This is a genomic window from Streptomyces sp. NPDC087428, assembly GCF_044744085.1.
Lineage (GTDB): Bacteria > Actinomycetota > Actinomycetes > Streptomycetales > Streptomycetaceae > Streptomyces.
The window spans coordinates 223,702-237,633 of sequence record NZ_JBIUXR010000012.1; the positions used below are offsets into that span (position 1 = coordinate 223,702).

16 protein-coding genes are annotated in these 13,932 nt (G+C 70.1%); 6 read left to right on the forward strand and 10 right to left on the reverse strand.

Going from position 1 to position 13,932, the window contains the following annotated elements; translation table 11 throughout:
- Positions 1–48: 48 nt before the first annotated feature.
- The gene (locus tag ACIO3R_RS26190) at positions 49–1,002 is read left to right on the forward strand and encodes a LysR family transcriptional regulator (RefSeq protein ID WP_402109137.1); all 954 of its coding nucleotides are present in this window, start codon (positions 49–51) and stop codon (positions 1,000–1,002) included.
- A gap of 16 nt (positions 1,003–1,018) precedes the next feature.
- Here ACIO3R_RS26190 and ACIO3R_RS26195 read toward each other — a convergent pair whose 3' ends face one another.
- Both ACIO3R_RS26195 and ACIO3R_RS26200 read right to left on the reverse strand, forming a co-directional pair.
- Complete coding sequence (locus tag ACIO3R_RS26195) at positions 1,019–1,225, reverse strand: DUF397 domain-containing protein (protein ID WP_385036430.1); 207 nt, start codon at positions 1,223–1,225, stop codon at positions 1,019–1,021.
- Entirely contained in the window at positions 1,222–2,070 is an 849-nt protein-coding gene (locus tag ACIO3R_RS26200; protein WP_385036429.1) for a helix-turn-helix domain-containing protein, read from the reverse strand. The genes ACIO3R_RS26195 and ACIO3R_RS26200 overlap by 4 nt, the downstream gene beginning before the upstream one ends.
- A gap of 183 nt (positions 2,071–2,253) precedes the next feature.
- Between ACIO3R_RS26200 and ACIO3R_RS26205 the strand changes: the two genes are divergently transcribed.
- Complete coding sequence (locus tag ACIO3R_RS26205) at positions 2,254–2,664, forward strand: ATP-binding protein (RefSeq protein ID WP_385036428.1); 411 nt, start codon at positions 2,254–2,256, stop codon at positions 2,662–2,664.
- Between the two features lie 47 nt (positions 2,665–2,711).
- Here ACIO3R_RS26205 and ACIO3R_RS26210 read toward each other — a convergent pair whose 3' ends face one another.
- A complete protein-coding gene (locus tag ACIO3R_RS26210; protein WP_385036427.1) occupies positions 2,712–3,359 on the reverse strand; it encodes a TetR/AcrR family transcriptional regulator in 648 nt (215 codons plus the stop codon).
- A gap of 55 nt (positions 3,360–3,414) precedes the next feature.
- Between ACIO3R_RS26210 and ACIO3R_RS26215 the strand changes: the two genes are divergently transcribed.
- Complete coding sequence (locus ACIO3R_RS26215) at positions 3,415–4,287, forward strand: SDR family NAD(P)-dependent oxidoreductase (RefSeq protein WP_402109138.1); 873 nt, start codon at positions 3,415–3,417, stop codon at positions 4,285–4,287.
- Between the two features lie 259 nt (positions 4,288–4,546).
- Here ACIO3R_RS26215 and ACIO3R_RS26220 read toward each other — a convergent pair whose 3' ends face one another.
- Positions 4,547–6,184 carry a hypothetical protein gene (locus ACIO3R_RS26220; protein ID WP_402109141.1) on the reverse strand — a complete coding sequence of 546 codons (1,638 nt, stop codon included), beginning with the start codon at positions 6,182–6,184 and terminating at the stop codon, positions 4,547–4,549.
- Positions 6,185–6,425: 241 nt separating this feature from the next.
- Positions 6,426–7,370, reverse strand: coding sequence for an amidohydrolase family protein (locus ACIO3R_RS26225; protein WP_402109143.1), 945 nt, complete (start codon positions 7,368–7,370; stop codon positions 6,426–6,428).
- A gap of 58 nt (positions 7,371–7,428) precedes the next feature.
- Between ACIO3R_RS26225 and ACIO3R_RS26230 the strand changes: the two genes are divergently transcribed.
- A complete protein-coding gene (locus ACIO3R_RS26230; RefSeq protein ID WP_402109146.1) occupies positions 7,429–7,959 on the forward strand; it encodes a MarR family winged helix-turn-helix transcriptional regulator in 531 nt (176 codons plus the stop codon).
- A 198-nt stretch (positions 7,960–8,157) separates the two neighbouring features.
- On the opposite strand, the gene ACIO3R_RS26235 is transcribed toward ACIO3R_RS26230, so the two are convergent.
- From ACIO3R_RS26235 to ACIO3R_RS26245, 3 genes are all read right to left on the reverse strand, one after another.
- Positions 8,158–9,801 (reverse strand): hypothetical protein, encoded by a 1,644-nt coding sequence (locus tag ACIO3R_RS26235; protein ID WP_402109149.1) that lies wholly within the window; start codon positions 9,799–9,801, stop codon positions 8,158–8,160.
- Between the two features lie 145 nt (positions 9,802–9,946).
- On the reverse strand, positions 9,947–10,414 hold the full coding sequence (locus ACIO3R_RS26240) for an NUDIX hydrolase (protein ID WP_385036421.1): 468 nt from the start codon (positions 10,412–10,414) through the stop codon (positions 9,947–9,949).
- A 37-nt stretch (positions 10,415–10,451) separates the two neighbouring features.
- Complete coding sequence (locus ACIO3R_RS26245) at positions 10,452–11,213, reverse strand: alpha/beta hydrolase (protein ID WP_402109153.1); 762 nt, start codon at positions 11,211–11,213, stop codon at positions 10,452–10,454.
- Between the two features lie 113 nt (positions 11,214–11,326).
- On the opposite strand from ACIO3R_RS26245, the gene ACIO3R_RS26250 reads away from it, so the two are divergent.
- The gene (locus ACIO3R_RS26250; RefSeq protein WP_385036419.1) at positions 11,327–12,481 is read left to right on the forward strand and encodes an adenosine deaminase; all 1,155 of its coding nucleotides are present in this window, start codon (positions 11,327–11,329) and stop codon (positions 12,479–12,481) included.
- Between the two features lie 135 nt (positions 12,482–12,616).
- Positions 12,617–12,952 carry a hypothetical protein gene (locus ACIO3R_RS26255; protein ID WP_385036418.1) on the forward strand — a complete coding sequence of 112 codons (336 nt, stop codon included), beginning with the start codon at positions 12,617–12,619 and terminating at the stop codon, positions 12,950–12,952.
- Positions 12,953–13,036: 84 nt separating this feature from the next.
- On the opposite strand, the gene ACIO3R_RS26260 is transcribed toward ACIO3R_RS26255, so the two are convergent.
- Positions 13,037–13,243 (reverse strand): PspC domain-containing protein, encoded by a 207-nt coding sequence (locus ACIO3R_RS26260; protein WP_385036417.1) that lies wholly within the window; start codon positions 13,241–13,243, stop codon positions 13,037–13,039.
- A 94-nt stretch (positions 13,244–13,337) separates the two neighbouring features.
- A complete protein-coding gene (locus ACIO3R_RS26265) occupies positions 13,338–13,886 on the reverse strand; it encodes a VanZ family protein (RefSeq protein WP_385036416.1) in 549 nt (182 codons plus the stop codon).
- Positions 13,887–13,932: the final 46 nt, after the last annotated feature.

A 13,932-nucleotide genomic window follows, 5' to 3' on the forward strand; every position in this document is an offset into this window, starting at 1 on the left:
CGCACACCTTTCATGCGTCCAATGCACAAACGGGCGATAATCAATCCCATGGCGCATCAGCACAGCTCACAGCCACGGCTGTCACCAAGCAGTTACGAAGAAGACATCCGCGCCGTCCTCGCGCCACGGCTCGCCTACTTCGAGGCGGTGGCCCGGCACGAACACGTGACCCGCGCCGCGCACGAGCTGGGCGTGCCGCAGTCCACGCTCTCGCGCGCCATGGTCAGACTGGAACAGGACCTGGGAGTCGCCCTGTTCGCCCGCAAGGGCCGCACCGTCTCCCTCACCCCCGCGGGCCGCACCTTCCTCGGCTCGGCGGAACGGGCGCTCGCCGAGGTGGAGAAGGCCGCCGACTCGGTACGGGCGGACGCCGACCCCACCGCGGGCAAGGTCGCCTTCGGCTTCCTCCACACCATGGGCTCGGAGACCGTCCCCGCCCTGATCCGCGCCTTCCGCGCCGACCACCCCCGGGTCCGCTTCCAGCTCGTCCAGAACTACGGCGAGGCCATGATCGAACGCCTCCGCGCGGGCGGCCTCGACCTGTGCCTCACCTCACCCGTCCCGGACGCCCCGGACCTGGTCGCCCTGCGCCTGGACGAACAGCGGCTGCGCCTGGTCGTCCCCGACGACCACCGCCTCGCCACCCGCCGCCGCATCCGCCTGGCGGAGGCCGCCGACGAGACCTTCGTCACCCTGGAACCCGGCTACGGCCTGCGCCGCATCACGGACGACCTCTGTGCGGAGGCGGGCTTCGTCCCCCGCGTCGCCTTCGAGGGCGAGGAGGCCGAAACCCTGCGCGGCCTGGTGGCGGCAGGCCTGGGCGTGGCCCTGCTCCCGCCTCCGGCGGTGGCCCGCCCCGGCGTGGTGGAACTGACGGTGACGGCACCGCGGGCCGCTCGGGAGATCGGCGTGGCCTGGCTGGACGGGCATCCGGACACCCCGCCGGTGGCGGCGTTCAAGGAGTTCCTGCTGTCACGGCGGGGGCACCTGCTGCCGGAGTGAGCGGCGCCGGCGACGGTCAGGACCGTGCGGTGGACGACGCGTAGGCGGTGAAGTGCGACCAGGCGGCGATGGAGACGGTGAACGCGGGGCGGGCGGTGTCCTTGGAGTCGCGGACGTGGACGGCGTCGGCGTGGAGGGGCTCGCTGTGAAGGGCGACCTCGATGCAGTTGTCGCCGCCACTGCCGCTGTAACTGCTTTTGAACCAGGCCGGTTCGGTGCTCATAGCGCTCCTCGCATCTGCTTCAGCAGGCCCACAGTGGCCTCGTGGCTCAGCGCCTGTGAGCGCATCTTGCCATAGCGCTGGAGCATGGCACTGACCAATCCAGGGTCAGTGAGCAGGGTGCTGCTGTCATGGCCCTCGACGTAGCCGAACCAGGAGTTGCGCGGGGTCTCCGCCAGGTACAACTGCCCGTCGACGCCCGAGTGATCCGGTTGCTTGAGCGGCATGACGAGGATCTCCACGTTCCGCCGACCGCCCTGCACCAACAGATTGTCGATGAGCGCGGCGGTGACGTCCGCACCTCCTAACTGACGCTCAAGGACGGCCTGTTCGATGATGAACGAGAAAGAGGTGTTGGGGCGTTCGGCCAGGAGTTCCTGTCGCATCAGGCGCGCGGCCACCTGCTGCTCGAACTGCTCCTCGGCGAGCGGCGGAAGCCTCCGGTCGAAGACGGCCCGGATGTACCCCTCGGTCTGGAGCAGCCCCGGAATGCCCCGGCACTCGTAGGCGTACAGCGTGATCGCTTCCTCCTCGATCCCCGCCCACTGGAGGAACCACGACGCCAGACCGGCCCTGCGCCGAATGCTCCGTGCCGCAGCGGCGAGGACCTTGCCCGCGACCGGCCCGAGGACGTCCGCCGCCCGCTCGGGAAGGTCCTCGGGCGGGAACCGCCGGCCCTGTTCGATCTTGGCGATGTAGGCCGCCGAGTACCGCACGCGGGGTGCGAACTCCTCCTGGGTGAGGCGGGCCGCTTCGCGCAGGGCCTTCATGACCGCCCCGAATGTCTTCAGGCTGTCGGAGAGCTCGGGTTCGCCCGGGGGCGTGGTGCTGTCGTGGTTGGCCGTCATCGCTGCCCCGTCTTTCGCGCATGGATCAACGCAGCCAGAATCACGGAGGGTTACCCGTCCCGTCCAGGGAACCAACCCATACAAGTGAACGTGTATGGGTGTTGTTCCTACTGGCGGGGGCGACCGAGGCGGAACGCTGAGCGCATGACGGCTCTTCAGGCACAACCGCCCCTAACTGTACGTGTGTTCGCCCAGAGGTGCTCGGCCACCCGCCGTGGTGCGTCCCTGGCGCGACGCCTGGCCGTGTGGAAGCTGGACACCTGGGGGATTCCGTACGGCACCCGGCTCTCCGACACGGTGGCGCTCCTGGTCGCGGAGCTGGCGGCCAACGCGGTCCTGCACGGGCGGGTGCCGGGCCGCGACTTCGAACTTCGGCTCATGTACCCGTACGAGGAGGCCGGGGTCGTACGGATCGAGGTGTCGGACACCCACGAGACCCGCCCGAACCCTTCGGTGGCGCGGCAGCCCGCCCCGGACGCGGACGGAGGCCGGGGCCTCCTCGTCGTGGAGTCCATCGCCGCCCGCTGGGGCGTGAGTGACCGGGTGGGGCCGGGCAAGACGGTGTGGGCGGAGGCGGGGCCGGCTGGGCTGTGAGGAGTCTCGTGCGCGGGGAGTCTGCTGCCGACGGGGCGTGGGCGTTGCTATGTCGTTTCGCCGGTGTCCGCGATCAGGCGGACGAGGGTGTCGACGAGCTCGTCGGCGGTGGTGCGCCACGTGTCCTCGCCGAGGTGGCCGCTGAGTTCCATGTCTGCGATGCCGTGAGCGCCGGCCAGGAGCAGGGCACCGTAGTGGCGTGCGTTCCGCTCCCCCACGAGGGCGGCGACGATGGCCAGGAACTCGTCCTGGAAGCGCGCTGAGGCGCGGACGGCTGCGGCGGGGTCGCCCTCAGGGCCGCAGAGCTGGCGCACGACGCGGTCGAGCCCTTCGCCGCGCTCTCCCGGACCGTGCCCGAGCCGCTTGAACAGCAGCTGGTACCTGTACGGCTGGTCCCGGCCGACGCCGATGAGGGCGTGGAGGGCGCCGCGCAGCTTCTCGGCGGCCGGCAGGGCCGGGTCGGTCCGCAGGGCGTGCATCCGGTCGCCGATCCGTTCCCAGCTCTCGGTCGCGACGGCATCCAGCAGGCTGTCCTTGCCCATGAAGTGCCGGTACGGCGCTCCGCGCGTCACGCCTGCCCGCGCGCCGATCTCGCGCAGGGTGACGGCTTCGGGGCCGCCGAGGTCAAGGAGCTCGGCGGCCGCGTCGAGCAGGGCGCGGCGGGTGAGGGCGGCGGATTCCGCACGGGTGACCATGGCACCCATCGTACATTCAGTTGACGGCGTCATCTGAATTGGTAACGTGGTTCAGGTGACAACGTCATCTGAACCACAGAAGCTGATCGTCGTAACCGGCGCCTCCACGGGCATGGGCGCGGCGGCCGCCCGCGAACTGGCCCGTCGGGGATTCCACGTCCTGGCCGGCGTGCGACGCGTCCGTGACGCCGACGCCATCCGATCGACCGGCATCGAGCCGGTCATCCTCGACATCACCGAGCCTGAGCAGGTGGAGGCACTCGCCGCGCGAGTCGCCGACGACTCGCGCGCACTGCACGCGCTCGTGAACAACGCCGGTATCCAGGTGAACGCCGCGGTCGAAGCCCTGCCACTCGCGGAGTGGCGGCGGGTGTTCGAAGTCAACCTGTTCGGCCACATCGCCGTCACTCAGGCGCTCCTGCCCGCACTGCTGCGCAGCAAGGGCCGCGTGATCAACGTCAGCTCGATCGGCGGCACGGTCGCCATGGCCACATACGGCGCGTACGCCGGCACGAAGTTCGCCCTGGAGGCGGTCAGCGACTCGCTCCGCCGTGAGGTCGCGCCGCTGGGCGTACAGGTGGTCGTGGTCCAGCCCGGCGGCGTCCGCACGGAGATGGCCGCCCGCGGGGTCCTGGCGGCGAACGAACTGGCTGTCCGGATGACGCCGGGGCAGGCCGAGCGCTACAGCGGCCTGGTCCAGGCGAACAACAAGCTGATGGTCACGGGCACCGCATCGGGCCTGACCGCCGACGCCGCCGCCCGGGTCCTCGCGAAGGCCGTGACAGCCCGCAGGCCGCGTACCCGCTACACCGCCGGCCGGGACGCCACCGTGATCACCCGCCTGGTCCGGATCCTGTCCGACCGCACGCTCGACCGTATCCTCGCCGCCAACCTGCGACGCCACTACCCGAAGGGAGCCGCCGCTTGACGAGGAGTCCACACCCGGCTTCGCTCCCTGCCGTGGTGCGGCCGCCGATGAGCTCACAGCCGCCGAATTCCCGCTCCAGGCATTCGCGGTAGCTGCTTTCGTCACCCCCGCGCAACGCCGAGAGCCTGCCGGTGCACCCACCGAGCCGCCCCACCCGCCCCGACCGCCGGGGCGCCACACCCGCGCGCCCCGGCCGGCCGTGACAGTCGCCCTCAACGGGCCCGTCCGACCGACCGGGGCGGCCGATGGCCGACGCCCCCTACCGCTTGAAGGTCACCTCCGACGAGTCCTTCTCGCGGTCGTACGTGCCGGCGAAGCCCCAGTTCTTCCAGCCGCCGTCACCGTTGTTGATGATGGTGCCGTTCTTGATGGAGAAGATGTCGACGCCGTCCACCACCGCGATGTGTTCGAGGCCGGACACTCCGGAGAACGAGAGGTCGTTGAAGTTCTTCACCGCGATGATGTTCGTGTCCGGGAAGGCGCGGCTGTACTCGTCGATCAGGGACTGGTTCAGCTCGGCGTCGTCACCCGGCTTCTTGCCGGAGAAGTCGGTGCCGGGGTACGTCCCCTCCGTGTACTTCGGTGCGCCGTCGTTGAAGTTGACCGACTCCGTGCCGGTGGACGTGGAATCGGCGTCCAGGTCGGCGGGTTCCGGCTGCTTGAACGTGGCTTCCGAGCCGTCGCGGGTGGCGTCGCCGTAGTACGCCCAGTTGGTGTAGCCGCCGTCGCCGTCGTTGCTGAACTTGCCCTTGTCGAAGACGTACACGTCGAACACGGCCCGGCCCGAGGCGATGTCGTCGCCGGTCTCCTCGTCGTGGTACTCGGGGGAGTTGAGCCGGAACCGGCTCTCGTTGATGAACGAGTCCGGCTTCTCGACCCAGTGCGACGACTGCTCCGAGTGCATCGCGACCACGTTGTAGTCGGGGTAGCAGCGCCGCATGTCGTTCACGAGCATCCGGACCGCCTGCGCCGAACCCTTGTTGTCCAGCGGGGAGTACGTGTTGTAGTACCGGTTCCGGTCGGGCGGCTCCTGGCCCTCGATCTGGCAGCCCTCGTCGCCGGGCTTCCAGTCCTTCTTCCGCTTGGGGCGGGGCGGCTCGTCGAACGTGACCGTGCGCTTGTCGTCACTGATGTCGTAGTAGCCCTTGAACGCGCGGTTCTTCCAGCCGAGATCGGCGTCGTCGGCCCAGGTGAACTTGCCGGTCTTGAACGCGTAGACGCGGTACGTCGTGCCACTGATCTCCACGGTCGAGATCATCGCCGCGCCGTCCATCTGCTGGAGGTTTCCCTCGTGCGGCTGCGCGATGACGATGTTGTAGTCGGGGAGGCAGTAGGAGAGGTCGTCGAGCGCCTTCTTGACCCGCTTCTCCTTGTTCTTCTCGTTGTTGACCTTGTCGATGATGAAGTTGACCAGGTACGAGTACCCCCAGGCGGCCGCCGTGCTGACGGGGCCGTTGCCGGGGACCGAGACCGACGAGTTCGACGACCGCTCGCGCGGCTCGAAGCACAGGCTGGGGAGCGCGTTCCCCTTGCCGTCGGTCTTGCCGGTCTTGTCGTCGGACTCGTCGTCGGGCTTGCCGCCCGGTACGCCGCCGGAGTCGCCGGTCTCTTCGTCGGGGGCGCTGACGGGCTCGACGGGTTCGGTGGGGTCGTCGCCGTCGGTGTCGTCACCTCCGTCGGTGACAGCGTTGTCATCGGCGCATTCGCCGCCGCCGCCCGTCGTTGCCGCGAGGCGGCAGATCTGCACGTGTGCGGAGCTGGTGATGTCGCCGCCGATGGTGGTGGCGACGATCGCGCCGACCACGGCGACGACGACCCCCAGCAGGGCCAGGTACTCGATCGCTGTCTGCCCCGTGCTCGTGCGTACGCCCAGGCGTATCCGCTCGCTGTGCTTCACGTGTCACCTCGTCGTGGTTCGCCCCCGACTGACCGGGGGCGGACACCCACCGGGGCTCGAACCGTAACGACGGCAAGGGGGCCCACGGACAGTGCCCAAAGGCCCATACCGGGGCCCAAATCGCGGGTGCGTACATACGGGCAGGCCGGCTGCCCGTTTCCCGGCGGGCCCCGGGCCGGCGCTCGCGCCGGTGTTCCAGCCACTGCGGCAGGTGTCTCGGGCCTGCGCGGGGACGGCGCGGTCAGCGGGCGAGGCGGGGGAAGAGCTCCTCGGCGTTGTCGCGGTCGATGGCTCGGGCCTGGCCCGTGGTGAAGTCGGGGTAGCTCTCCAGGAAGTGGTTGTAGTAGGTGCCGGCCTCCTGCGGGGCGAAGGGCCAGTCGCTGCCGTAGAGGACGTGACCGGGCTTGGCGAAGGCGAGCAGGGCCGGCAGCGCGGAGGGGCTCGCGGACAGGGCGGTGTCGAAGTAGAACCGCTTCAGGTCGCGCAGGATGTCCTCCGCCTTGCGGTCCCGGTCCACGACGGTGGAGGTCAGGCCGGAGAAGCGGTAGGCGGCGTACGGCAGGAAGCCGCCGCCGTGGGAGAGGATCACCCGCACGTCGCGGTGGCGGTCCATGACACCGTTCAGCACCATGTTCAGGGCGGTGCGGGTGGTGTCGAAGACATAGTCCGCCAGCGGGGCGGGCGTGCCGGGCAGCAGCGTCATCGGCGGCTGCGCGGGGTGCACGAAGACGTTCGCGGCGCGTCGGTCCAGCTCGGCCCACAGCGGCTCGAAGTCCGGGTCGCCGAGGTACTTGCCGTGGGCATTGGACATCAGGACCACTCCGTCGGCCCCCAGGACGTCGAGTGCGTACACGGCCTCGGCGACGGCCGCGTCCACGTCGGGCAGCGGGATGCAGGCGAAGTGGCCGAAGCGGTCGGGGTTGTCCTTGACGACCTCGGCGCCGTAGTCGTTGGCGGCGCGGGCCAGGTCGCGGGCGGCCGCGTCGTCGCCGAGGTGGGTGCCGGGCGAGGTGACGGACATGACGCCGGTGGCGATCCCCTGCCGGTCCATCATCGCGATCGCGCTCCGCGGGCTCCAGGCCGGGATGGCCCAGCCGCCGGAGTCCAGGCCGCGTGCGGCCAGGGCGTCGGCCCAGACCGGCGGGACGATGTGCTGGTGGACATCGATGCGAGCGGGAAAGTCCATGACTCACAGCCTCCTAAAGATTAGCTTGCTAAGGATTACATTGAGTAAGCTAACAGTCATGCGGGAGACGAGCAAGCACGAAGAGGGCGACGACCAGGCCCCGGCCGGCGACGAGGCGGGCGTGCGGGAGCTGGCGCACGCCGCTGACCGGCTGTTCTACGCCATGCGTCACTCAAGGGCAGCCACCATGGGTCACTCCGGGGCCGGGCTCTCCATGGCCCAGCTCACCCTGCTGGAACCCCTCGCCGCGGACGCCCGGGGCCAGGGCCAGCCGGTCGGCAGGCTCGCCGCGACCGCCCAGGTCAGCGTCCCCACCGCCACCCGCATGCTCAAGCAGCTCGAAACGGCGGGCGTGGTCACCCGGCAACGCTCCCCGCACGACGAGCGCCAGGTCCTCATCCGCCTCACCGAGGACGGCGCACACCGGCTCGCGGCCATGCGCACGGAACTACGCGCCCGTCAGTCCGAGGCGCTGTCCCACTTCACCCCCGCCGAACGCCGCGAACTCGCCGCACAGCTCCAGCGCCTCGCCGCCGTCATCGGCGACACCATCCCCCAACCTGCCAAGGCGGAGTCCGGGCAGCACTGAGCGGCCCGGACTCCGGCCGTTCCGTGCCGAACCGGCGTCTGGCCGCCGGGGCCGTTCTGGCCGGTCAGCGGAGTGAGCGGCCCGGTGCGGCCGAGGCCGACGCACCCGGGCGGTCGAGAGGGCGGCCGGCCTGCTCGCCGACCGCCCCGGTGAACGCCGGCCAGAGCACTGCCCCGCCCGTCGCGCTCGTCCCGGCCCTCAGCGCCTGAAGGTCACTTCGTTGGAGTCCTTGTCGCGGTCGTAGGTGCCGGTGAAGCCCCAGTTCTTCCAGCCGCCGTCGCCGTTGTTGATGACGGTGCCGTTCTTGACGGAGAAGATGTCGACGCCGTCCACCACCGCCAGGTGTTCGAGGCCCGACACCCCGGAGAAGGAGAAGTCGTTGAAGTTCTTCACCGCGATGATGTTCGTGTCGGGGAAGGCCCGGCCGTACTCGTCGATCAGGGACTGGGTGAGCTCGGAATCGTCGCCGGGCACCTTGCCGTCGTAGTCGGTGCCGGGGTACGGCCGGTCGTCGTCCTTGTACTTCGGCGCTCCGTCGTTGAAGTTGACCGACTCGGTTCCGGAGGAGTTGGAGTCGGCGTCCAGGTCGGCGGGTTCCGGCTGTTCGAAGGTCACCTCCGAGCCGTCCCGGTCGAAGTCGCCGTAGAACGCCCAGTTGATGTAGCCGCCGTCGCCGTCGTTGCTGAACTTGCCCTTGTCGAAGACGTACACGTCGAACACGGCCCGGCCGGAGGCGATGTCGTCGCCGGTCTCCTGGCTGTGGTACTCGGGGGAGTTCAGCCGGTACCGGCTCTCGTTGATGAACGAGTCCGGCTTGTCGACCCAGTGCGACGACTGCTCCGAGTGCATCGCGACCACGTTGTAGTCGGGGTAGCAGCGCCGCATGTCGTTCACCAGCCTGCGCACCGCCACGGACGACCCGCCGTTGTCCAGCGGGGAGTAGGTGTTGTAGTACCGGTTCCGGTCGGGCGGTTCCTGGCCCTCGATCTGGCAGCCCTCGTCGCCGGGCTTCCAGTCCTTCTTCCGCCTGGGGTGGGGCGGTTCCTGGAACGTGACGGTGTGCTTGTCCTCGCTGACATCGAAGTAGCCCTTGAACGCACGGTTCTTCCAGCCCAGCTCGGCGTCGTCGGCCCAGGTGAACGTGCCGGTCTTGAACGCGTAGACGCGGTACGTCGTGCCGCTGATCTCGACGGTGTCGATCACCGCGGCGCCGTCCATCTGCTGGAGGTTTCCCTCGTGCGGCTGTGCGATGACGATGTTGTAGTCGGGGAGGCAGTAGGAGAGGTCGTCGAGCGCCAGCTTGACCCGCTTCTCCTTGTTCTTCTCGTTGCTGATCTTGTCGACGATGAAGTTGAGCAGCGTGGAGAACCCCCAGGCGGCCGTCTTGCCGAGGATCGAGTTGGCCCCGACGGATATCGACGAGTGCGTTGACCGTTCCCGCGGCTCGGAGCACAGGCTGGGGAGCGCGTTCCCCTTGCCGTCGGTCTTGCCGGGCTTGTCCTCGGACTCGTCGCCGGGCTTGCCGCCCGGTACGCCGCCGGAGTCGCCGGTCTCTTCGTCGGGGGCGCTGACGGGTTCGACGGGTTCGGTGGGGTCGTCGCCGTCGGTGTCGTCACCTCCGTCGGTGACAGCGTTGTCATCGGCGCATTCGCCGCCGCCGCCCGTCGTTGCCGCGAGGCGGCAGATCTGCACGTGTGCGGAGCTGGTGATGTCGCCGCCGATGGTGGTGGCGACGATCGCGCCGACCACGGCGACGACGACCCCCAGCAGGGCCAGGTACTCGATCGCTGTCTGCCCCGTGCTCGTGCGTACGCTGTGGCGTACCCGTTCTCTGCAGTTCACGTGACACCTCGTCGTGGCTCGCCAGAGTCACCGGGGGCGATGCGCCCACCGGGACGCGAACCGTAGCGGTGCCCCTGGGGCCCACCGACAGTGCCCAAAGGCCCAGACCGGGACCCAAATCGGAGGCCGGGACTCCGCAGCCGCCTCAGTGCTGGACCAGGCCGCCGACCGTGACGGGCGCGACGTGGCCGGTCGCCGGAGCGGTCCGTTCCAGGTCGAGGCCGACATCGATGAGCGAGGACCGGCGCAGGGAGGCGACCTCCGGGACCGGGGTCCAGACGGACTCGGCGATCTCGCCGTCCGGCTCGGGCCGCAGCCGGCCCCCGGTGATGCGGACCCGGTAGAAGACGCCGACGTTCTGGTGCGCGATCCCCATCCGCGCCTCGGCGGGGGGAATCACCCGCGAGTCCACGCCCAGCAGGCGTTCGACGACCGCGTCGCAGCCGGTCTCCTCGGCGACCTCCCGGATCACCGCGTCGAACGGATCCTCCCCCTGCTCGACCCCGCCGCCCGGAAGGGTCCAGGTGCTCGTACCGTTCGCCGATACGTGACGGGCCAGCAACACCCGCCCGTCCTCGACGCACACGGCGTACGCCGCCAGCCGGAAACTCATCGCCCGTGCCTCCTGTTCGGTCCTGTCCCGCTCACCCTCAGTGTCCCAGCGACTTGCCGAACCCCGCCGCCAGCGGCATCCGCAGACCCAGCGGCGGCGGGGCCGCCAGGGCGTCGGCGACCGGGCGGGCGTAGGCGTGGGCGAAGAGCGAGCCGAGGACGAAGTCCACTGCCAGGGCGGCCACTTCGCTGTGGTGCTGGCGCAGGGCGTGGCCGTCGGAGTGGACCTCGAAGCGGCAGGTGTCGCGGTTGGACTTCTTGGCGCGCTCCGCGAGACGGAAGGAGAGTTCGGGGTCGGCGCGGGCGTCGTTGGTGCCGTGCACCAGCAGGACCTGACGGCCGACCAGGTGCTTCACCGGCTCCGGCTCGGCGTCCGGGTCCGAGGGCAGCCACGGGGCCAGGGCGAGGACCGCGCCGACCGCCGGGTGGCCGCCCGCGCGGAGCGCCGCGCGGCCGCCCATGCCGTGGCCGGCCAGGCAGACGGGGACGTCGCCGTAGCGGCGTACCACCTCGTCCACCGCCCATTCGGCGTCCGCCGCGAGCCGCGCGTCCGTCGCGTTCCAGCCGCGGCCGCGGTAGCGGACGACGTGGGCGGTGAGGCCGTCGTCCCGGCCCGCGCGGGCCAGGGTGCGGGCCAGCGGGATCTGGAGGGCGTGCGAGAGGGGGGAGGGGCGGCGGTGCGAGTGGGGCTCGCCGTCCGGGAGCAGCAGAACCACACCGCTGACCGCGGTCGGTGCTCCGGCCGTGGTGACGGCCCGTCCCAGCCTCGCAGCAGGCAGGGGTAGTGCGCGCTGTGCCATGACGCAACAGTCTCAGAAGGACAGGTGTACACCACCCGTATTCGCGGTCACTGTTACGCATCGACGAGCGGCGCCCAGCAGCGCTCTACGCGCGTAGGCGGTAGGGTGCGTGGATGATGAGCCCGACCCTCAATGTGCCCGGCCAGGATCAGATCCGGCGTGCGCCCAAGGTCCTTCTCCACGACCACCTCGACGGCGGACTGCGCCCCGGGACGATCGTCGACCTCGCCGCGGCGAGCGGATACGAAGGACTCCCGGAGAGCGAGCCCGACAAGCTCGGGGTCTGGTTCCGGGAAGCCGCCGACTCCGGGTCGCTGGAGCGGTACCTGGAGACGTTCGCGCACACCTGCGCCGTCATGCAGACCCGTGACGCGCTGGTCCGGGTCGCCGCCGAGTGCGCCGAGGACCTGGCCGCGGACGGTGTCGTGTACGCCGAGATCCGGTACGCCCCCGAGCAGCACCTGGAGGCCGGGCTCTCCCTCGAGGAGGTCGTCGAGGCGGTCAACGAGGGCTTCCGCGAGGGCGAGCTGCGGGCCCGCCGGGACGGCAACCGGATCCGGGTGGGCGCCCTGCTCACCGCGATGCGGCACGCCGCCCGCTCGCTGGAGATCGCCGAACTCGCCAACCGCTACCGGGAACAGGGTGTCGTCGGCTTCGACATCGCCGGCGCGGAGGCGGGCTTCCCGCCCACCCGGCACCTCGACGCGTTCGAGTACCTCAAGCGCGAGAACAACCACTTCACCATCCACGCGGGCGAGGCCTTCGGGCTGCCGTCGATCTGGCAGGCCATCCAGTGGTGCGGCGCCGACCGGCTCGGCCACGGCGTCCGCATCATCGACGACATCGAGGTCGCCGAGGACGGCAGCGTGAAGCTGGGCCGCCTCGCCTCCTACGTACGGGACAAGCGCATCCCGCTGGAGCTCTGCCCGACCTCCAACCTCCAGACCGGTGCCGCCGCCTCGTACGCCGAGCACCCCATCGGGCTGCTGCGCAGGCTGCACTTCCGGGCCACCGTGAACACGGACAACCGGCTGATGAGTGGTACGAGCATGAGTCAGGAATTCGAGAAGCTGACCGAGACATTCGGATACACGCTCGACGACATGCAGTGGTTCACAGTCAATGCGATGAAATCAGCATTCATTCCTTTCGATGAACGTCTGGCGATGATCAGCGACGTCATCAAGCCCGGATACTCCGAGCTGAAGTCCGAATGGCTCTTCGAGCAGACCGCTGCGACCAGCGTTTCCACCTCCGTCGCCGGCTGATCGGACCCTCCACGACAAACGGCCGGGAAGGCGAATCCCGGCCGTTTTCGCGTTTTCCGGATGTTTGCGGGAATGGCAGGGAACTGGCTACGTTGCAGAGCCGCTCACATCCCCTTCCCCAAGGATGACATTCACATGAAGCAGTCTGCTGTCAGGATTCTCGGCGTCGCCGCTGTCGGTGCCGCCTTCGCCGCTGCCGCCGCCGGCACCGCGTCGGCCGCCGCCCTGCCGCTCGACACCGCGAGCGTCCTGCCCGTCGCCGGCGCGCTGGCGAACACCACCTCGACGCTGCCGGTCAAGGACACCGCCACGGACCTCCTCGGCACCAGCCAGACGAAGGTCGTCAAGGACGTCACCGCTCCCGCCAAGGGTCTCCTCGGCGCCCCCGGCAAGGGCCTCCTCGGCGGGCTGCCCACGGGCGGCCTGAACACCGGCGGCCTGTCGGCCAACGGCCTGCCGCTCGGCCGCTGACACCCGTACGTCACATGCCTGTGGGCGGACACCCCGACCGGGGTGCCCGCCCACAGGCATGTGTACGGCAGTACCGCCCCGGGGCTACCAGGCGTCGGTGGCGGACGACGAACGCTCCTCGGGGAACAGCACCCACAGAGCGAGGTAGAGCAGGAACTGCGGGCCCGGCAGCAGGCACGAGACGAGGAAGATGATGCGCATCGTCCCTGCGGAGGTGCCGAAGCGCCGTGCCAGCGCTGCGCACACTCCGCCGATCATGCGTCCCTCACGGGGGCGGGCAAGTGCGGCCATGGTGTGCTCCTTCGCGAACCGTTGACGGGGGAGCGAATCCGTTGTGCTCCCGATACATCCATGGTGACTCGCCGAGCGGGTGCGACGCATCGGCCTACGGGGCGATGCCGACCCTGGGAATCGTCGGGGTCGCCCCTTGGGGGACGTCATGGCCGGCCGGGGGCAGGACCCGGATGCGCCGCTGCTTGCGACGGCGCAGCCGCGCCCGGCACGCCGGTACGAACATCGCGTGGGCGAACGCCACACCGATGGTGTTGAGGATCAGCGAGTCGACATCGACGACCTGGCCGGGTACGCCGGTCTGGCCCAGTTCGATGGCCAGCGAGATCAGTGCCCCGGCCGCGACGGTACGGGCGAGCGAGGACCACGGCGAGACGAAGAGCCGGCCCCCGGCCATCGGCAGCAGTACGCCCAGGGGCGCCAGCAGCAGCAGCCCACCGCCGATCCGGCGGACGGCGGCGACCGGGCCCATGGTCAGGTCCGCCTTGATACCGGCGAACGGCTGGAGGTTGGCGGCGGTCATCCACGGCACGTCCAGCGGGCGAAGAGTCAGCCACCCGACGAGCAGCAGATGCACGAGGAGGAGGGACACTCCGGCCGCGCGGAAGCGGATGACGGCTTGGCCGCCCGAACCTTGACGCACGTTCCCCAAGACGCGGGCAGCGGCAGGATCGGTTCCGCTCCCGCGG